Source organism: Pseudomonas sp. SST3 (genome assembly GCF_003325755.1).
Genome location: NZ_QORI02000005.1, coordinates 146,877 through 164,698, shown reverse-complemented (window position 1 = coordinate 164,698; position 17,822 = coordinate 146,877). Strand labels below are relative to the sequence as shown.

Genomic DNA, 17,822 nt, shown 5'->3' with positions numbered 1-17,822 from the left:
TATGTTTGGCTCAATCGTTATCCGAACCCGGCGAAGCTAGACCTTCAGTCGCCTCGGCCGCGCACCGGAGATGCTTCCACAGCGCCTCGGCACCTGGAAAATCGGTGCCGAGCTGTGGGGTGAGATGCTCCGGATCGTAGCGCTGCGTACATCCGCTACCAATGATAGGTGGCGCGCTCGCACCAGCTTTTGCCAATGGATCCGTCATGCATCCCTCCTGCGCCGGGCGACGGTCAGTTGAATACCAGGGTCTTGTTGCTGTGCACCAGCACGCGCTCCTGCAAGTGATAGCGCATCCCGCGCGATAGCACCATCTTTTCCACATCCTTGCCCAACCGAACCATGTCTTCGATGCTGTCGCGGTGGCTGACACGCACCACGTCCTGCTCGATGATCGGCCCCGCGTCCAGCTCCTCGGTCACATAGTGGCAAGTCGCACCGATCAGCTTGACGCCTCGCAGAGATGCCTGGTGGTAGGGCTTGGCGCCGGCGAACGAAGGCAGGAAGCTGTGGTGAATATTTATCACGCGTTGCGCGAACTCTTCGCACAGTTCGGCCGGAAGTATCTGCATATAACGGGCAAGCACAATTACATCGGCGCATTGCTCACGCACGATACGCGACACCTCGGCGAACGCCTGATCCTTGCGTCCCGGCTCGACTGGTACATGAAAGTAAGGAATGCCATGCCACTCGACCATGCTACGCAGATCGTTGTGGTTGGATATTACGCAGGGAATATCGCAATCCAGTTCACCGCTGTGCCACCTATGTAACAGATCGGCCAAGCAATGCGATTCCCGACTGGCCATCAGCACGACACGCTTGCGCTGTTCCGAATCGGTAATGCGCCACTCCATGGAAAATTCTCGCGCTATCGGCGCGAACGCCTGACGGAACCCTTCGAGGTCGAAAGGCAGCGAGTCAGCACGAATTTCATGGCGCATGAAAAACCAGCCGCTCTGGTGATCAGAGTGATGATTGGCTTCAGTGATCCAGCCATTGTAAGTGGCCAGGAAATTGCTGACCTTGGCGACAATGCCAACGCCATCGGGGCAGGCAATAACCAGCCTGAACGTGCGCATTAAAGGTAACTCCGCATTATTAAAGTCGCGCATTCTAGCGCAGCGCTGAAAATGACAACCACATAATTCCCGATCAGACACCCCTGGCCCGCCGCTGCAGAACGCACAACGAGAGGAGCAACGCCCTGATTCATTTGCTGACAGAACGGCTAGCCGACACGACAAAGCCAAGGAAAGCGCCAGAGCGTCTTCGGCAGATAAACAGTGTGTTTTTCGCCAAAGAGCTTATCTCCTTCATCTGTCGGCAATGAACTAACTGAACGACATCAGCAGCCAAACGAAGCCGGAGAAAACTCACTAATCTTTAATCAAGTGATATTTACTTGTGCATTGCGCCTGTCTATGATTGCTAACACTTGCGTTCAAACCTATACCAAGGAAGTGACATGTCGCTGATCAACGAATACCGCGCCACTGAAGAAGCTATCAAGGAACTCCAGGAACGCCTGAAGTCTCTTTCTGCAGACGATAAGCTGAAAAAGGAGCTTGAATTCGAAGGCAAACTGCGCGAGCTGATGGGTGAATACCAAAAGTCGCTTCGCGACATCATTGCTCTGCTCGATCCGGATGCCAGAAATAGCAAAACACAGCGCACCGCAAAGGCGCCGGCCGCCACCAAGCGTGCCCGCCGTGTTAAGCAATACAAGAACCCGCACAACGGCGAAGTGATTGAAACCAAAGGTGGCAATCACAAAACTCTGAAAGAGTGGAAAGCACAGTGGGGTTCCGATGAAGTTGAAAGCTGGGCCACCCTGCTCGGCTAATTTATCGCTGTACTCCTGAAGCCATCTGATGCGCCATGCCTGGCATGTCGCATCAGATGGCTTTTTCGTTACTTCTGATTAACCTCAGCGAATGTAGCGTTTACGCAATTCGCGTGCATGCTCGGCCCATTGCTGCAGTAGCTGAACCTGATTCAGGTTGGCTGATTCCAAGAGCACCTGCAAATCCCCCTCGAACTGTGTCAGGGTGTTTGGCGCGCCAAACTCGGGGGAAGTCAAACGTTGCCGACAGAGCTCTGCCCATTGCAGCTGTTCTGCTGCCGAAAGGCATTCAGGGAAATTGCGCGCACGGTAACGAAAATGAAGTTCTGGCAGACGGGCATCATCAAACGGAGGCATCCCGCCCGAACTTTGTAATGCCACATGGTTCCTGACCTGTTCACACAGGCGCCGATCCCGCTCACCCAGAAAACCTTCATAAAGTTGCTGTTCCGGGTCTGCCGAGCCGGAAAAAGCCTGTTCCTCGTATATATCGGCAAGTTTCTCGCGCCACTCTGCCTGCCGGCTGCGTAGGCCGCGGGCTCTGGATTCGCAGCACTGGATATCCAGCCCCAGCCGATCGATATCCGGTTTGCGCAAGACATTCATTGGCGCCAGTACAGGGCAGCGATTGACATGCACCAACTTCAGCGGCGTCGGAAGCTTCTCGCCAAGATCCTCCCGGCGGGTATACAGCCGTTCACGAAGATCCTCAGCCGCGTCCTCCCATAAGGGCGAACACTCAGCGTTAAGGTCGCAAACGATCAGTGCGTTACGGTTGCGAGGATGCCAGGCCAGCGGCAGTACGACGGACAAGTAATGCCGGGCGGCGGAGAAGCGTCCAGAGATATGCACCATCGGCTTCAGCAGCTCGATCTGTTCGACAACCGCATTCTTGCGGCGCAGTTTGTACAAATATTCATAGAGCTTCGGCTGGCGCTCTCGAATCAACCGAGCCAGGGCGATGGTCGCCCGAACGTCCGACAAGGCGTCATGCGCCTGCAGATGCTCAAGCCCGTTGGCCACACTGAGGCGCTCCAGCTTGAGCGATACCCGGCCATCTTCTTCCGGCCAGACCAGCCCTTCGGGACGCAGCGCATAAGCGGTGCGGACCAGATCGATCAGGTCCCAGCGACTATTGCCACCCTGCCACTCACGCGCATAGGGGTCGAAAAAGTTGCGATACAGGCTGTAGCGCAGTACCTCGTCATCGAAACGCAGGGTGTTGTAGCCGGCGCTACAGGTACCCGGTTGCGCCAGTTCCTGATGCAGCCGGGCGATGAACTCGGCTTCGCATAGTCCCTTTTCAATCAGCGTCGCCGGCGTGATGCCGGTCACCAGACACGCGGCTGGATGCGGCAGGATGTCATCACTGAGGCGGCAGTAGATATTCAACGGCTCGCCAATTTCCTCCAACGCCTCGTTGGTGCGAATCCCGGCGACCTGCAGCGGCCGGTCGCAACGCGGGGAAATACCTGTGGTTTCAAAGTCGTACCAGAAGATGCTGGATGTCACGGGAGCCTCTCTTTGGGTCTTCAGGCGCCAGTCTAGCGCGCCGGAGCAATGGCCTGCCCACTCTGTGCGATAGGCCCCACTCGAAGGGGATCATCCAGCGTTCTGACCGGCCTGATCCGCGCTCGAACCGAGCCGAGCTGGCCCGGTGCCCCGTGCACTGGGGCTTGCTCTGGATCTGCTGATGCTTGGGCGCTGTCGTTTATTTCGCGCTGGCCAGGGACCCGTTGGGCAAACTCGCTACGAGCGCGGGCGCTCTGCTGCTGTTTTTCGCCGCTATTGGCCCTTCGAAGAAAGGTGATCAGATAGCAAGCGGCCGCTTATGCAACGAAACGGCGGCGCTATATATAGAGAGGGCTCGAAAAATTGCCGGCACCGGGCCGTTCAGGTCCCGTGGCAACGATCCTCATCGGTGGCCCTGCTGGGCGGCGCATCGCTGAGCGGCAGACGAGCCGGAGGAATACTGAGCAAGGGACGAAAACTGAAGTAATGGCGCAGCGCGTCGATCATGTCGCGGATTTCGCTGGGTGCCGTATCCAGCACGAATCCGGAGTCGAAGCTGCCGGGGGTGACATCCTCTCGGGACCAGCGGCAGATCGCACTGAAGTCAATGTAACGCAGCTGGCCGTGCTGGCCGGGGATCTTCAGGCGCATCTCGAAACGCGCGTCCGTCATCATCGGATACGGGCTGATGAGCATCAGCCCGGTCTCCGATAAGTTGCCGATGAAACCCAATGGCTTATCGGTGAACCGGTTGAAAACATTGAGGTAATACGGCAGCTGGTGCCGCTGGATACTGCGTTGATTGAGCATGTTCATCGATTCCGGGCCTGTCGCCAGTTTGATGGCTGCGACCGTTACCGGCCGCTCAGCTGCAGTTTTGACTGATACGACTGGCCAACTGCCGCCGCGCCGCCCCTATTTCTTCATCACTGTAGTAGACCCGTCCACCATTTGCATCGGCACGAAAGTAGCGCCCGCCACGAGACAGACCCGACAACTCCTGGCGTAACTCACGGCACGTCTGCTCGCGCTTGGCGTGCTGTTCGCTAGCCGCCTGATTGGCTGCTTGTTGTTCTTGCCGGCGGGCTTCAAAGAAACGTTCGGTTCGCACCTCTCGTTCGCGAGTCGCGTCGTCGCGCTCGATAACCTGTGGCCGGACCTCGACCGGCTCGGCACCGGGACGCGGCCGCGCGTCAAAATGCACATTCCCCTGGGAATCGACCCAGCGGTAAATCTCCGCTGTTGCCGACGGCGAGACCAACAAGGCCATAAAGAGTAACGGTGCGATGCGCATGGGGTCCTTCCCGTCCGGTCATCAACAACCGGCTTTGCTTCAGGGTTTGACGGCGTGGGTAACCACCCGCTCCTCCGGCTGATAGTGCCCCAACTGACGCAACGTCTCCAGCCTGGCGCGACCACGAAAGGCATATTCACTGGCCGGATAACGAGCCTGAATGAAGCGATAGGTCTGCGCTGCATCGACGAACAGTCCCTGACGCTCCAGGCACTGACCACGCAACAACGATATTTCCGGCTGGACATTGTCGCGTGGTCGGCTGCGGCGTTCTGCCTGGGATAGCTCGAGCATCACCCCGTCGCAGTCGTCGGCCTGGTAATGCCGGTAGGCGGCGTCCAGGTGACGGTCGAGTGCAGTTCTGCTGCTACAACCTACGCTGAAGATGGCCAGAAAAAGAATGACAAGGGTGCGCATGGGTAGATCCTCCGATATCGGCTTATCGACCACGGTCGCAAAAACTGCAACCCATTCGCCGCATGGACGGTAACTGGCACCCTTCGAGCCACGCAAAAGAGTAGTGCAGGCCAACGATGACTACAGCCGCACGGCATAGTAGCCTCCGGACCATTCTGAAAAAGGAGCATTTAATGATCTCGCGCCGTACCAAAATCGTCGCCACTCTGGGGCCTGCCAGTAGTTCGCCGGACGTGCTGGAGAAAATGATTCTGGCCGGGCTCGATGTAGCGCGCCTGAATTTTTCCCACGGCGCACCGGACGAGCACCGCGCCCGGGCCCAGTTGGTACGGGACATCGCCGCAAAGCATGGCCGCTTCGTCGCGTTGCTGGGCGACCTGCAGGGGCCAAAGATCCGTATCGCCAAGTTCACCAACAAGCGCATTGAACTGGCCGAAGGTGACAACTTCCGCTTCTCCGTCACCCACCCGCGTGATGCCGGTACGCAAGAGGTGGTGGGCATCGATTATCCCGACCTGGTCAAGGACTGCAGCGTGGGCGATGAGCTGCTGCTCGACGATGGCCGCGTGGTCATGCGCGTCGACAGCACCACGGCAGACGAACTGCATTGCACGGTATTGATAGGCGGACCGCTGTCGGACAACAAGGGCATCAACCGCCGCGGAGGCGGTTTGACCGCGCCAGCACTGACCGCCAAGGACAAGGCTGACATCAAGCTGGCTGCTGAAATGAACCTGGACTACCTCGCCGTCTCCTTCCCGCGCGATGCCGCCGACATGGAACTGGCCCGCCGCCTGCGCGACGAAGCTGGCTCCAGCGCCTGGCTGATCGCCAAGATCGAGCGCGCCGAAGCGGTCGCCGATGATGAGGCGCTCGACGGCCTGATCCGTGCCAGCGACGGCGTAATGGTCGCGCGTGGCGATCTGGGCGTTGAAATTGGCGATGCCGAGCTGGTGGGCATCCAGAAGAAAATCATTCTTCATGCACGCCGCAACAACAAGGTAGTGATCACCGCCACCCAGATGATGGAGTCGATGATCCAGAACCCGATGCCGACCCGCGCCGAGGTTTCCGATGTAGCCAACGCCGTTCTGGACTACACCGATGCGGTCATGCTGTCGGCCGAAAGCGCCGCCGGCGAGTACCCGATCGAGGCAATCAAGGCGATGGCACGCGTCTGCGTCGGCGCCGAGAAGCATCCGACCAGCATCAAGTCCGGTCACCGCCTGGGCCAGCGCTTCGAGCGCAGTGACGAGAGCACGGCGCTGGCAGCGATGTACACCGCCAACCATTTCCCCGGCGTGAAGGCGATCATCAGCCTGACCGAAAGCGGCTATACCCCGCTGATCATGTCTCGTATTCGCTCCTCGGTACCCATCTTCGCCTACTCTCCCCATCGCGAGACCCAGGCACGCGTCGCCATGTTCCGCGGCGTGCAGACCATCCCGTTCGACCCGGCCTCATTGCCCGCCGACAAGGTTAGCCAGGCGGCGGTGGATGAGCTGCTCAAGCGCAACATCGTCAACATCGGCGACTGGGTGATCCTGACCAAGGGCGACACCTATCACGGCACCGGTGGCACCAACACCATGAAGATCCTGCGCGTTGGCGATTCACTGACCTGACAGTGAGTGCCGGAGGGCATGGCCTGCATGGGCCATGCTTTCTAGCGATCCGGTGTATTCCCGAACTATCGATTCCCTTCACCGAGCCGGCGCGTCCTGCGCCTCGTCAGGCTCCAGTATCGCGCGCCACGAAGACGTCGCTCAGTATCTGCCCCCTGGAGATACCTGCCAGGAACAGGCGCTTGGCGCAGTCATCGACAAAGGCGCCCGACCCACAGACCAAGGCAAATTCCTGACGCGACGCTATCCGCAGCGATTGCAGACGATGTTGCATCTGGTGCCGGTCGATCAGTTCGACGCTCAGGTTTGCGTACAAGCCGGCGAGATGCTCCAGCGGCGCGCGCAGGTAAGACTCGCCTCGACAGAAATGCAGCAGCCGAATCGGCCCGGTATGTCCCTGCCGCAACGCTTCTCGCAGAACGCTCCAGAGCGGCGCAAGCCCGGTGCCGGCAGCCAACAACAATAACGGTCGCCCCTGCCACTCTGGTTCGTAACGTAAGGCACCACCATGCAGCGGTCCGAGACGCAGGCTATCGCCGATGGTCAATTCGCGCGCTGCCTTGCTGAAGGCACCGGGCCGGGAACAATCGAGGTGGAACTCGAGCCAGGCCTCCTCGACCGGCAAGCTCGCCAGCGAATATGGCCGCGCGACGCCGCCGTCGCTCCATAACAGCACGTGCTGGCCGGCGCGATAGCGCAAAGGCCGCTCGGGCATCAGCCGCAATCGCAATATTTCTTCGCCGAGCCAGTCGAGCGCCTCCACTCGCGCCGGAAGCCCCTCTCGCTCGGGATCGAATACCGCAACGCGGAGGTCTTCGGTCACTCGGCATTGGCAGGCGAGTCTCCAGCCCTGCATTCGCCGGCCCCTTTCGAGTGCATCTGGTCGAGCGTCCTGCGGCTCACCTTCCAAGCACCGCACCAGACAGGCATGACAGCTGCCCGCTCGGCAGCTGTAAGGCACATTCAGGCCTGCGCCGTTGAGCGCATCGAGCAGATTGCTGCCCTCTCCCACTGTCCAGCACCGAGCCCCATGGGTGATATCAGGCATCGGCCATCGCCCAGCTCGCCTCACAGCGATTGCGGCCACTGTCCTTGGCCCGATACAGCGCCTCGTCGGCGCGCTGCAGGGACTCGTCCAGCCCATCGCCGGCATTGAGCAGCGTCAGGCCCACCGATAAGCTGAGATGCCCCGCCTGCAGCTGCACGTCCAGCGGCTGGGCAGCGGCGAACGCCTCACGCAGCCGCTCGCAACAGGCGCTGAATTGCTCGGCATCGGTGTGCGGCAACAGCAGGACGAATTCCTCACCGCCATAGCGCGCAAGAATATCGCCGTCGCGCAGGCATGACCGAGCCACCGAAGCGAAGGCCTGCAACACTCGATCACCGGTGGCGTGACCATGCTGATCGTTGATCCGCTTGAAATGGTCGAGGTCGATCAGGGCGAGGCCAGACTGGTGCCCCGCTCGCAGCCGACTCAGTTCCGCCTCGGCCCGCCGGAGAAAATATCGTCGGTTGTACAAACCTGTCAGCTCATCGGTGGAGGCCAGATCTTCCAGTTGCCGCATCATTCCGCGCAGCGTTTCCTGATGTGCCTGCAGCGCGAAACGCCGCTGACGCATGCGCTGACGCAGCCTGTATACATATCCGACAAACAGACACATCCAGAGCAGAGTCACCAGCAACACACCGGTCTGCAGTAGCGCGGCCTGCGGATCCGCCAGATGCCCTCGCTGCGCATCGAACAGCGACATGCCGACGAAGCTGAGCAGCGCCAGCACAGCGTAGCGGACGAAGATCTTCGGCGGAAGGAACACCGCAAACATCAGCACCAGCACATAAAGCACCAGCAGCGAGCCGCGATTATCGCCGAGATTGAACAGAAAAAAGGTCAACCAGACCAGCGCCACCAGCACCTGCGGCTCGGTCAGGCTGGGATCGCGAAAACGCAGGTTGTAGCCCTGATAAAAGATTCCGAAGAACACCAACTGGCACGCCAGAATCAACACCGAGCCGATTACCGCGGTGTCTAGCGAGGCCAGGTAGAAGCCACCGGCAACCGTGACCCAGGTCAGCAACAAGGCAAGACAGTAGGTTCCGGCAGCCATGCCAAAACGTTTCATCACCAACTGCTGAAGCGCCTGCTGATCGCTCTCGTCACGAATCATGCGCATGGAATCCATCCCATAGTGGCAATTCGACGCACTTTACGCCGACCGTCGAAAAAAGCCCATAAGCAGCCACATCGGTACGGCCGCAAATTCTCAGCACGCTCGATGGCGGCCGCTTTGTCGATCTCCACCACAGCGGCTTTCATGAGCTTTGCGCCAGCGCAAAGCTCACGGGCATCTTCGTTCCCCAACGGTTGGGCCGCGTCTGTTTTTGTCTGCATCCCTTCACCTTGGTCCGCCTGTGTCCACTGCGTCACGGCGGGTTATACTGCCGCGCCTTTTTAACCTGAGCGCGTCGGTTGCCTTCTCGGCGCGCCTTGTCTCCGCCCCGCCAAGAGGACGCGCTGCATGACCGTGATCAAGCAAGACGACCTGATACAAAGCGTTGCAGACGCTTTGCAGTTCATCTCCTATTACCATCCTGTCGACTTCATCCAGGCCATGCACGAGGCCTATCTGCGCGAAGAGTCGCCGGCAGCGCGCGATTCCATGGCGCAAATCCTAATCAACTCGCGGATGTGCGCAACCGGCCATCGGCCGATCTGCCAGGACACAGGCATCGTCACTGTATTCGTGCGCGTGGGCATGGACGTGCGCTGGGACGGCGCAACCATGAGTCTGGACGACATGATTAACGAAGGCGTTCGCCGTGCCTACAACCTGCCGGAAAATGTCCTGCGAGCTTCGATCCTGGCCGACCCCGCCGGTTCCCGCAAGAACACCAAGGACAACACCCCAGCGGTGATCCACTACTCCATCGTTCCCGGCGACAAGGTCGAAGTGGACGTGGCAGCCAAGGGCGGCGGTTCGGAGAACAAGTCGAAGATGGCCATGCTCAACCCGTCCGATTCCATCGTTGACTGGGTGCTCAAGACCGTTCCGACCATGGGGGCTGGCTGGTGTCCGCCGGGCATGCTCGGCATCGGCATCGGCGGTACCGCCGAAAAGGCCGCGGTGATGGCCAAGGAAGTGCTGATGGAGTCCATCGACATTCATGAGCTGAAAGCCCGCGGCCCGCAGAACCGCATCGAAGAGCTGCGCCTGGAGCTGTTCGAGAAGGTCAACCAGCTGGGTATCGGCGCGCAGGGCCTCGGCGGCCTGACCACAGTACTCGATGTGAAGATCATGGATTACCCGACCCATGCCGCATCCTTGCCGGTGTGCATGATCCCCAACTGCGCCGCCACCCGCCACGCACACTTCGTGCTGGACGGCTCCGGCCCTGCCGAGCTCACCCCGCCGCCGCTGGATGCCTACCCGGAAATCGTCTGGGAAGCCGGCCCAAGCGCGCGCCGCGTCAACCTCGACACCCTCACCCCGGAAGACGTGCAGAGCTGGAAGCCGGGCGAAACCGTCCTGCTCAACGGCAAGATGCTCACCGGCCGCGACGCCGCGCACAAGCGCATGGTCGATATGCTGAACAAGGGCGAAGAGCTGCCGGTAGACCTCAAGGGCCGCTTCATCTACTACGTCGGCCCGGTCGATCCGGTCGGTGACGAAGTGGTCGGTCCGGCTGGTCCGACTACCGCCACCCGCATGGACAAGTTCACTCGGCAGATCCTGGAAAGCACTGGCCTGCTGGGCATGATCGGCAAGTCCGAGCGCGGCCCGATCGCCATCGACGCGATCAAGGACAACAAGGCCGTCTATTTGATGGCCGTCGGCGGCGCCGCCTACCTGGTCGCCCAGGCGATCAAGAAGTCTAAGGTGCTAGCCTTCGCCGAGCTCGGCATGGAAGCCATCTACGAGTTCGAAGTGAAGGACATGCCAGTCACCGTCGCGGTGGATGCCAACGGCGAGTCGGTGCACATCACCGGTCCGGCGATCTGGCAGAAGAAGATCGCCGACAGCCTGGCGGTCGAAGTGCAGTAACCGGCTGTTGAACGACAAAGCCCGGCTCAGTGCCGGGCTTTTTTATTGCGTTCAGTGCCACTCTCAAAGGTCCATCAAGCATCCCGTGCGGCGCGATGTATAGTTTTTCAAGCCTTCGAGCGGCACAGCTGGACGAACAGCTCCTCTACCTTCGCCCGCGCCCACGGCGTCTTGCGCAGGAATGTCAGGCTCGATTTGATGCTCGGGTCGCTCTTGAAGCAACGGATATCGACTCGCTCGGCCAGGCCATCCCAACCATAGTGCGCCTGGAGCGCGACAAGAATCGACTCCAGAGTCATGCCGTGCAGCGGGTCTTTGGCTTGGGTCATGGTGGTCTCGGCGGCTAGACGCCAGCAGTGATTGATGGGATGAAAAAAGGCCCACCGAAAGGCGGGCCTTCGAGCGGAGCGCTATGTTACAGGCTGATACGCGTACCGAGCAGCTCCAGAAATGCCGCCAACCAGGCAGGATGGGCCGGCCACGCCGGGGCGGTGACCAGATTGCCCTGGGTATGCGCCTGGTCGACCGGGATGTCGACGAACTCACCGCCTGCCAGCTTCACTTCCGGCGCGCAGGCGGGATACGCGCTGCAGGCGCGCCCTTCGAGTACACCCGCAGCGGCGAGCAACTGAGCACCGTGACAAACCGCGGCAATCGGCTTCTTCGCCTCATCAAAGGCGTGCACCAAGTTGCACACTTGTTCGTTCAGGCGCAGGTATTCCGGCGCTCGGCCGCCTGGAACGACCAGACCATCGTAATCTTCGGCACGCACCGCTGCGAAATCGAAATTCAGCGCGAAATTGTGCCCAGGTTTCTCACTGTAGGTCTGATCGCCCTCAAAGTCGTGAATCGCGGTGCGCACCGTGTCACCCGCCTTCTTGTCGGGGCAGACGGCATGTACCGTGTGACCCACCATCTGCAGCGCCTGGAACGGCACCATGGTTTCGTAATCTTCGACGTAATCGCCGACCAACATCAGGATCTTCTTCGCAGCCATCGAAACACACTCCCAGTCAGTGGATGGTCCACAGCCGATCAGCCAGCGCCGGTCAGCCGCTTCGGTTGAATATATTGATCACCAGTCGATCGAGCAGCCCCCACATTCGCTGATACATGCGCTGATGTAACGGTCGAGCGTGCCATTGCTGCAGATCGATCTCGAGACTCTGTGAAAAGTCTCGCTGGAAACACTCTGCTACAGCGGTGCTGAACGAGCTGTCCAGTGCCTCGAGATTGGCTTCGAGGTTCCAGCGCAGGTTCCAATGATCGAAATTGCAGGAACCCACGCTCACCCAGTCATCGACCAGCACCATTTTCAGGTGCAGGAAGTGTGGCTGATATTCGTGAATACGCACGCCGGCCCGTAGCAGTCTCGGGTAGTAGCGCTGGCCCGCGTAGCGCACCGAGGGATGATCGGTGTTGCGGCTGGTCAGAAGCAGCCGCACCTCGACGCCACGCCTTGCCGCACGCATCAGTTCCCGACGGACCCTGCCGGTGGGCAGAAAATAAGGTGTTGCCAGCCAGATCCGCCGCTCCGCACGCTGCAGATTTCTCAACAGGCTGTGCAGGATGTCGCGATGCTGCCGCGCCGCCGAATAGGCAACCCGTCCCAGCCCTTCACCCGCATCTGGATTGGCTGGAATCTTCGGTAGCCGCTGTGGCAGTGGCAGCTGCCAGATACGACGCTTCAGGCACAGCGCCCATTGGGCGTCGAATAGCCGACGCCAGTCCTCGATCAATGGCCCCGCGATTTCCACCATTGCTTCGTGCCAGTGCTCGTCTGGCCTGTCTGGGCTCCAGAACTCATCCGTAGCACCCGCGCCCCCGACAAAGCAGCACGCATCGTCCACCAATATCAGTTTCCGGTGATCGCGGTGCAGGTTGCGAAATTTCAGCCGGAGCTTCAACGGGTTGTATTGACGCAGCTCGACGTCGGCGTCCGTCAAGCGCTGTCGCGCCTTCTGACCCAACCCCAAACAGCCGAACCCATCGAACAGACAGCGCACTCGCACGCCCCGCTTGGCAGCGGCCGCCAGCGCATCGATAAGACAATCCGCACATTGCCCATCCTCGACCAGATAGAGCTCGACGTCCACACGCCGCTCGGCCGCCTCAATGCATTGCAGGATTCGTGGAAAGAATGCCGGGCCGTCGATCAGCAACCGAAAGCGATTACCATCTCGCCAAGGGAACACCTCCCCCGCGAGCATCACGGTAAGCGCCTCCGAGCAGCCGGCGCTGCGCTCAGGGTGCGGATTTCGATACAGCGGTTAGACATTGAACTCCCTGTCCTGATGAACACTCGGTGGCGTGATTCTTGAAAACGGCACTAACCCTCTGGGGGTGATTGCCGGTGCCGTTGCGACACGCCTGTTATAGGTCCCGTACGACGGCACAGAGTTCCCGTGCCGATCCTCCGTGTTGCGCTCAGGGACGCAATCCTTCTTCGGGGCTCAGGCCAAACACATCAGCGGCCCTGGCCTGCCGCGTGAGGCGGGCACTGCGCGCCAGCTGCAGCACACCACGGTCACGTTGCCATAGGCACATCCATGATTCGGGGCCGCTGGCCAGCGCCGCATCCAGATCGTTCTCCAAGGCCTCGAACTGCTGATTGAGCGAAGCCAGCAGCAGGTGCGTGGCCGCTTCTGCCGACGATAATCGCGAAACCTCCGCCGCCCCACCCAGCACACCCAGCAGCAGAAGCTGCAATCGCTGCGGCCAGCCGCAATCCAGCCCCACCCCGTAGAGCCAACTGGCAAGCGCCGTCAGGACATACAGATCTTCCAGGGTGCGGAAGGGCTTGACGTAGTCGTCCCAGCCATCGCCGGCCAAACGCCGACAGGGCGCCTGTTCCAGACGCAGGCGACCATGCGCGATGTCCGGGATCAACGGTAACCGCTGGCCTTCTTCAATGTGCACGCCGCGCTCGCCGCAGCCAACCACACAGAGGCTCAGCCTGGGGCGGTCATTCGCAGCCTCGTCGCGTGCCGGCACCAATAACCAGGCCGCCGCAGCGCCGTGACGAAGTCCTTGCTGCCGGTAATTGTCAGCTCATCCACCCGGGTCTGCATATCGGCCGGGCGCAGTTTGCGGTTCTCGGTGGCACATAGCGCGCCGAGCCCCTCGGGCGCGGCGGGCCAGAGCCGACGTAGCGCAGACTGATACCCCGCCAGAAACGCAAGCCCAGGTGTCGCCGCCAGACGCCCACCCAACACGGCCAGCTCGAAGGATCCGCCCGCGCAACGCGACAGCAGCTCGGCGAACCAGTCGTCCAGCGCAGCGGGGGCAGGCAGGCGTTGCAACGGACCAAGCAACTCATGCCAGGACATGGATCGATCTCCTATGGATTTGCGAAGAGTAAGGCAATGGCACACGCCGTCATCCAAGCATCACCGATCCGTAACAGAGGTGACACCGCCGCTGCCTAGCCTGAGCCGGCATCACTGATTGACGGAACGCCAACCATAACAATCAAGCGCTCCGAATGCATTGCCACGCCACGGCTGACCAGGAGACAGAGCATGACCACCATCGCTTTTCCTCGCATTACGCGGCGCCTGCGGGCGGAACGCCTGTACGGGCAAACCGCGCTGCACGAAGCCCAGGCGTTGCGCTACCGGGTTTTCAGCAGCGAATTCGACGCTCGGCTGGAAGGCGCTGAAGCCGGCCTGGATTGCGACGAATTCGACGCGCACTGCAGCCACATCGGCGTGCGTGATCTCGACAGCGGCGAGCTTGTGGCTACCACGCGCCTGCTGGATAACCGGGCGGCGCTTCGGCTCGGGCGCTTTTACAGCGAAGGGGAATTCAGCCTGCACGGTCTGACGGAGCTGGACGCGCCGATTCTGGAAATTGGTCGCACGTGTGTGCATCCGGCCTACCGCAACGGGGCGACCATCTCCGTACTATGGGGCGAGCTGGCGGAAGCGCTGAACCAGGGCGGTTATCGCTACCTGATGGGCTGCGCCAGCATTCCCATGCGCGACGGTGGCGTTCAGGCCCAAGCCATCATGCAGCGACTGCGCGAGCGATACCTTCGCACCGAACTGCTGCATGCCAATCCGAGAACACCGCTGCCAGTGCTGGAATTACCTGAGAACGTGATTGCGGAAACGCCGCCGCTGCTCAAGGCCTACCTGCGGCTTGGCGCAAAGATCTGCGGCGAGCCTTGCTGGGATCCTGATTTTCAGGTCGCCGATGTCTTCATTCTGCTCAAACGAGACGAGCTCTGCCCACGCTACGCAAGGCACTTCAAGGCTGCCGTCTGAATGGCCAGGCTGCGGATCTACGGGCGGGTGCTCCGGCTGGGCGGGGTGCTCGCACTTGGCCTGTCGTTGGCGAGCGGGTTGAAGCTCCAGGCGCTACTCGGGCTGGGCACGTCGCCCGCGATGCGCCATCGGCTCTGCCGCTGGTTTCTGGGCCGACTGGCCGCCGCGCTGCCGTTCGAGATTCGACTGCTCGGCAGCCAACCCACTCAGTCGATGCTATGGCTCGCCAACCACCAGTCCTGGACGGACATTCCACTGCTCGGAATGCTACAGCCTATGGCTTTCCTGGCGAAGTCCGAAGTGCGCCAGTGGCCGCTGCTCGGCTGGCTCGCCGCCGAGGCCGGCACCCACTTCATCCGACGTGGCAGCGGTGATATTGGTGCGCTAAATCGGCTGTTGAGCGCCGAGCTGCAGCAGGGCCGCAGCCTCCTGATCTTTCCCGAAGGCACCACGTCCAACGGTGCGACCCTAGGTACCTTTCATTCCCGATTACTGTCGTGTGCGATCGAGACCGGCACTCCGATCCAGCCGGTAGCAATCCGCTATCTGCGCGACGGCCAGGTTGACTCCATCGCCCCTTTCATCGGTGAGGATGATCTGCCCTCGCATCTGTTCAGGCTGTTGAAGGCTGACGTTGCGGTAGTGGAAATACAGCTGCTTTCGCCCATCGACAGCCGCGACATGGCGCGCAATCAACTCTGCCGCACCTGCCACGCCGCGATCGCCGAGGCGCTGTACGGCAATTCCTCGGTGAGCGCTGCGGCCTGATGCAAGCTGAACGCAAGGAAGCGCTGCTAGACTCGTCACATGAACTATCTTGCACATCTCCATCTCGGCGGCGCGCAGCCTGGCGCACTACTCGGCAGCCTCTACGGCGATTTCGTCAAGGGCCCCCTGAACGGCCGCTGGCCCGCCGACATCGAAGCCGGCATTCGCCTGCATCGCCAGATCGACGCGTTCACCGACAGTCACCCACTGGTGCTACAGGCCAAACAGCGTTTCCCCCGCGAGCGGCGGCGGTACGCAGGTATCCTGATCGACCTGTTTTTCGATCATTGCCTGGCCGCGCATTGGCTCGACTATGCCGCCGAACCTCTGCCGGATTTTACCGCCCGGGTGTATCAGGTGCTGCGTGAGGAACCCGAGCTGCCGGCCAAGCTGGCGCTGATCGTGCCACGCATGACCGCTCAGGACTGGCTAGGCAGCTATCGGGAGTTTGCCGTCATGGAACAGGTCGTGGCCGGCATGAGCCGCCGGCTCTCTCGCCCGGAAGGGCTGGTGGGCGGTGTCGCCGAGCTGGAACGATTATATGTGCCACTCCAGCAAGATTTCCGCGAGTTCTACCCACAGCTGCAGGCTTTTGCACTAGGCGCCGGCAACGGTCCGAGAATCGACGATCGGCTGGCGTAAACGGTGCCCGCCTCGCTATCGCTTAGCCCCGCAGAGCCGAAGCGAAGCGTTCCAGCCAGGGCTCGGCGTCAGTTTCGGGAGTGACCGTTTCACTCGCATCGAGACGCAGCATGTCCTGTACTTCACGCACGCCGAGTTCGGCAAACAGTTCACGAACCAGTTCACCGGCACCGCAGAACGTGTCGCCATAGCTGGCGTCGCCCAACGCGATGACGCCGCCTGGCAATCCTTGCCAGTCCGGAAACTGATCACGGATGGCTGAATACAGCGGGACGAAGTTATCCGGCAGCTCACCCATGCCAGTGGTGGCTGTCACGACCAGCAGCGCTTGCGGCGCAAACCCGATGACCTGGTCGAGTTGCGCGCGCGGGTCATGCCAGGTATCGAAGCCGGCCGCCTTCAGGACGGTGGCAGCATGGCGGGCGACATCTTCGGCTGTGCCGTAGACCGTACCGGAAAGGATGGCAACTTTCATGGTGAACTCCGTTGCGAATTGAAGCGGACCATTATGCCGCATTGCGCACATCGTCCCCGCGTGCACAGTTCTACACTGCAATGAGTGCTGCGACGTGGGAACAGGGAATTACGCAGCATCAGCGTTGTCGCAAAGGCGATCCAAACAGAGGCTCTCAGGGACGCATCCCCTCGCAGAGCGCACCGGATCGACAAAAGGCATGGGTAGGCCTGTCCTGCTGCCCTTGAGAGGGACATCGAGATGCCGAAGAAAACTGTTCTCACCAGCGCCGAGCTGGCGTATATCAACGAGCTCGTGAGTGGCTCGCCGGTCGAGCCGCGGGAAACGCGGGCCGGCTTCAATCTGGACGGTGGCGAAAAAGCCAATGAACTGCTGTTGCAACTGGCCGCAAAAGCCAACCTGACACTCGAAGCCGAGCTCGACGACTATTGCATGTCGTTCCCACTCCAGCTGAACCAGGACGAGTTCCGTACGATCCGGTTGCAACTCGCACCGCCGACCATCTACGAACGCGGACCGGTTCTCCGTGCTTGGCGCCTGCATCTCGATGAACCGTTGCCGCTGCTGTCCAACGACGGCAACGAGACGGCGCTGAGCGTCCACGAACTATCCCCCAACGGCCTGTTGGTAGACCCCGGTCCCAAGCGAAAGGCGCCCAAGCATCTTCACCTGCGCCTGGCGCTCCCGGGCGAGGCCTCACTTGAAGTCGATGCGCACCGGGTCCGCGATACCGAAGACGGAATGACCGCCTACGAGGTCGAGTACCCGCAGGACAAGGATGCCGAACGCATCCGCTCGTATCTGTATGAGCAGCATCAACGACTACACCCGGAGCTTCGGCCAGAACTGCCCGACGAGGTGCCCGCCGACGCATCCGAGCGTCCCTAGCGAGATGATTTGTTCAGCTGCGCGAACCAAGCGAAAGCCATGAC

At 60.9% G+C, this 17,822-nt stretch carries 19 protein-coding genes and 1 pseudogene; 7 read left to right on the top strand and 13 right to left on the bottom strand.

The window, feature by feature from the left end:
- Positions 1–10 precede the first annotated feature (10 nt).
- Together DQ405_RS07185 and purU are read right to left on the bottom strand one after the other, a co-directional pair.
- Positions 11–208, bottom strand: coding sequence for a hypothetical protein (locus DQ405_RS07185; RefSeq protein ID WP_168423549.1), 198 nt, complete (start codon positions 206–208; stop codon positions 11–13).
- Between the two features lie 25 nt (positions 209–233).
- Positions 234–1,085: a formyltetrahydrofolate deformylase gene (gene purU / locus DQ405_RS07180; RefSeq protein WP_168423548.1), complete on the bottom strand. Its 852-nt coding sequence runs from the start codon at positions 1,083–1,085 to the stop codon at positions 234–236.
- A 386-nt stretch (positions 1,086–1,471) separates the two neighbouring features.
- Between purU and mvaT the strand changes: the two genes are divergently transcribed.
- Positions 1,472–1,849: a histone-like nucleoid-structuring protein MvaT gene (gene mvaT / locus DQ405_RS07175; RefSeq protein WP_168423547.1), complete on the top strand. Its 378-nt coding sequence runs from the start codon at positions 1,472–1,474 to the stop codon at positions 1,847–1,849.
- 84 nt (positions 1,850–1,933) lie between these two features.
- Here mvaT and sbcB read toward each other — a convergent pair whose 3' ends face one another.
- The 4 genes from sbcB to DQ405_RS07155 form a co-directional block, all read right to left on the bottom strand.
- Positions 1,934–3,361 (bottom strand): exodeoxyribonuclease I, encoded by a 1,428-nt coding sequence (sbcB, locus tag DQ405_RS07170; RefSeq protein ID WP_168423546.1) that lies wholly within the window; start codon positions 3,359–3,361, stop codon positions 1,934–1,936.
- Positions 3,362–3,742: 381 nt separating this feature from the next.
- Positions 3,743–4,177, bottom strand: a complete 435-nt coding sequence (locus DQ405_RS07165) for a PilZ domain-containing protein (protein WP_168423545.1) — start codon at positions 4,175–4,177, stop codon at positions 3,743–3,745.
- A gap of 49 nt (positions 4,178–4,226) precedes the next feature.
- Positions 4,227–4,655 carry a DUF4124 domain-containing protein gene (locus tag DQ405_RS07160; protein ID WP_168423544.1) on the bottom strand — a complete coding sequence of 143 codons (429 nt, stop codon included), beginning with the start codon at positions 4,653–4,655 and terminating at the stop codon, positions 4,227–4,229.
- 39 nt (positions 4,656–4,694) lie between these two features.
- A complete protein-coding gene (locus tag DQ405_RS07155; protein ID WP_168423543.1) occupies positions 4,695–5,072 on the bottom strand; it encodes a tetratricopeptide repeat protein in 378 nt (125 codons plus the stop codon).
- Between the two features lie 173 nt (positions 5,073–5,245).
- On the opposite strand from DQ405_RS07155, the gene pyk reads away from it, so the two are divergent.
- Positions 5,246–6,697: a pyruvate kinase gene (pyk, locus tag DQ405_RS07150; protein ID WP_168423542.1), complete on the top strand. Its 1,452-nt coding sequence runs from the start codon at positions 5,246–5,248 to the stop codon at positions 6,695–6,697.
- A 106-nt stretch (positions 6,698–6,803) separates the two neighbouring features.
- On the opposite strand, the gene DQ405_RS07145 is transcribed toward pyk, so the two are convergent.
- Positions 6,804–7,745 carry an iron-sulfur-binding ferredoxin reductase gene (locus DQ405_RS07145; RefSeq protein ID WP_168423541.1) on the bottom strand — a complete coding sequence of 314 codons (942 nt, stop codon included), beginning with the start codon at positions 7,743–7,745 and terminating at the stop codon, positions 6,804–6,806.
- On the bottom strand, positions 7,738–8,868 hold the full coding sequence (locus DQ405_RS07140; protein WP_168423540.1) for a GGDEF domain-containing protein: 1,131 nt from the start codon (positions 8,866–8,868) through the stop codon (positions 7,738–7,740). The genes DQ405_RS07145 and DQ405_RS07140 overlap by 8 nt, the downstream gene beginning before the upstream one ends.
- Before the next feature lie 345 nt (positions 8,869–9,213).
- Here DQ405_RS07140 and DQ405_RS07135 point away from each other — a divergent pair, with 345 nt between their 5' ends.
- Positions 9,214–10,737, top strand: a complete 1,524-nt coding sequence (locus DQ405_RS07135) for a fumarate hydratase (protein WP_168423539.1) — start codon at positions 9,214–9,216, stop codon at positions 10,735–10,737.
- 107 nt (positions 10,738–10,844) lie between these two features.
- Here DQ405_RS07135 and DQ405_RS07130 read toward each other — a convergent pair whose 3' ends face one another.
- The 4 genes and pseudogenes from DQ405_RS07130 to DQ405_RS07115 all read right to left on the bottom strand — a co-directional run bounded on the left by DQ405_RS07130 (position 10,845) and on the right by DQ405_RS07115 (position 14,066).
- Entirely contained in the window at positions 10,845–11,066 is a 222-nt protein-coding gene (locus tag DQ405_RS07130; RefSeq protein WP_168423538.1) for a VF530 family protein, read from the bottom strand.
- Positions 11,067–11,152: 86 nt separating this feature from the next.
- A complete protein-coding gene (locus DQ405_RS07125; RefSeq protein ID WP_168423537.1) occupies positions 11,153–11,734 on the bottom strand; it encodes a DJ-1/PfpI family protein in 582 nt (193 codons plus the stop codon).
- Between the two features lie 52 nt (positions 11,735–11,786).
- Positions 11,787–12,947: a phospholipase D-like domain-containing protein gene (locus tag DQ405_RS07120; RefSeq protein WP_168423633.1), complete on the bottom strand. Its 1,161-nt coding sequence runs from the start codon at positions 12,945–12,947 to the stop codon at positions 11,787–11,789.
- A 217-nt stretch (positions 12,948–13,164) separates the two neighbouring features.
- Positions 13,165–14,066 (bottom strand): annotated as a pseudogene (locus DQ405_RS07115) (acyl-CoA dehydrogenase).
- Positions 14,067–14,258: 192 nt separating this feature from the next.
- On the opposite strand from DQ405_RS07115, the gene olsB reads away from it, so the two are divergent.
- From olsB to DQ405_RS07100, 3 genes are read left to right on the top strand one after another with little or no spacing between them, the layout of a single operon-like run.
- The gene (gene olsB, locus DQ405_RS07110) at positions 14,259–15,005 is read left to right on the top strand and encodes an L-ornithine N(alpha)-acyltransferase (RefSeq protein WP_168423536.1); all 747 of its coding nucleotides are present in this window, start codon (positions 14,259–14,261) and stop codon (positions 15,003–15,005) included.
- Positions 15,006–15,773 (top strand): lysophospholipid acyltransferase family protein, encoded by a 768-nt coding sequence (locus DQ405_RS07105; protein WP_168423535.1) that lies wholly within the window; start codon positions 15,006–15,008, stop codon positions 15,771–15,773.
- Positions 15,774–15,812: 39 nt separating this feature from the next.
- Positions 15,813–16,415, top strand: coding sequence for an acyl carrier protein phosphodiesterase (locus DQ405_RS07100; RefSeq protein ID WP_168423534.1), 603 nt, complete (start codon positions 15,813–15,815; stop codon positions 16,413–16,415).
- Between the two features lie 22 nt (positions 16,416–16,437).
- On the opposite strand, the gene DQ405_RS07095 is transcribed toward DQ405_RS07100, so the two are convergent.
- Positions 16,438–16,890 carry a flavodoxin gene (locus DQ405_RS07095; RefSeq protein WP_168423533.1) on the bottom strand — a complete coding sequence of 151 codons (453 nt, stop codon included), beginning with the start codon at positions 16,888–16,890 and terminating at the stop codon, positions 16,438–16,440.
- A 240-nt stretch (positions 16,891–17,130) separates the two neighbouring features.
- On the opposite strand from DQ405_RS07095, the gene DQ405_RS07090 reads away from it, so the two are divergent.
- On the top strand, positions 17,131–17,778 hold the full coding sequence (locus DQ405_RS07090; protein ID WP_168423532.1) for a PilZ domain-containing protein: 648 nt from the start codon (positions 17,131–17,133) through the stop codon (positions 17,776–17,778).
- The last annotated feature ends 44 nt before the right edge of the window (positions 17,779–17,822 follow it).

Excerpts from the sequence above, each read along its gene's own strand:
- DQ405_RS07155 (WP_168423543.1), bottom strand. The coding sequence starts at position 5,072 with ATGCGCACCCTTGTCATTCTTTTTCTGGCCATCTTCAGCGTAGGTTGT.
- DQ405_RS07185 (WP_168423549.1), bottom strand. The coding sequence starts at position 208 with ATGACGGATCCATTGGCAAAAGCTGGTGCGAGCGCGCCACCTATCATT.
- DQ405_RS07165 (WP_168423545.1), bottom strand. The coding sequence starts at position 4,177 with ATGAACATGCTCAATCAACGCAGTATCCAGCGGCACCAGCTGCCGTAT.
- DQ405_RS07120 (WP_168423633.1), bottom strand. The coding sequence starts at position 12,947 with ATGCTCGCGGGGGAGGTGTTCCCTTGGCGAGATGGTAATCGCTTTCGG.
- DQ405_RS07130 (WP_168423538.1), bottom strand. The coding sequence starts at position 11,066 with ATGACCCAAGCCAAAGACCCGCTGCACGGCATGACTCTGGAGTCGATT.
- DQ405_RS07095 (WP_168423533.1), bottom strand. The coding sequence starts at position 16,890 with ATGAAAGTTGCCATCCTTTCCGGTACGGTCTACGGCACAGCCGAAGAT.
- pyk (WP_168423542.1), top strand. The coding sequence starts at position 5,246 with ATGATCTCGCGCCGTACCAAAATCGTCGCCACTCTGGGGCCTGCCAGT.
- purU (WP_168423548.1), bottom strand. The coding sequence starts at position 1,085 with ATGCGCACGTTCAGGCTGGTTATTGCCTGCCCCGATGGCGTTGGCATT.
- DQ405_RS07100 (WP_168423534.1), top strand. The coding sequence starts at position 15,813 with ATGAACTATCTTGCACATCTCCATCTCGGCGGCGCGCAGCCTGGCGCA.
- DQ405_RS07125 (WP_168423537.1), bottom strand. The coding sequence starts at position 11,734 with ATGGCTGCGAAGAAGATCCTGATGTTGGTCGGCGATTACGTCGAAGAT.
- DQ405_RS07090 (WP_168423532.1), top strand. The coding sequence starts at position 17,131 with ATGCCGAAGAAAACTGTTCTCACCAGCGCCGAGCTGGCGTATATCAAC.
- DQ405_RS07145 (WP_168423541.1), bottom strand. The coding sequence starts at position 7,745 with ATGCCTGATATCACCCATGGGGCTCGGTGCTGGACAGTGGGAGAGGGC.
- DQ405_RS07140 (WP_168423540.1), bottom strand. The coding sequence starts at position 8,868 with ATGCGCATGATTCGTGACGAGAGCGATCAGCAGGCGCTTCAGCAGTTG.
- DQ405_RS07105 (WP_168423535.1), top strand. The coding sequence starts at position 15,006 with ATGGCCAGGCTGCGGATCTACGGGCGGGTGCTCCGGCTGGGCGGGGTG.
- DQ405_RS07160 (WP_168423544.1), bottom strand. The coding sequence starts at position 4,655 with ATGCGCATCGCACCGTTACTCTTTATGGCCTTGTTGGTCTCGCCGTCG.
- mvaT (WP_168423547.1), top strand. The coding sequence starts at position 1,472 with ATGTCGCTGATCAACGAATACCGCGCCACTGAAGAAGCTATCAAGGAA.
- olsB (WP_168423536.1), top strand. The coding sequence starts at position 14,259 with ATGACCACCATCGCTTTTCCTCGCATTACGCGGCGCCTGCGGGCGGAA.
- DQ405_RS07135 (WP_168423539.1), top strand. The coding sequence starts at position 9,214 with ATGACCGTGATCAAGCAAGACGACCTGATACAAAGCGTTGCAGACGCT.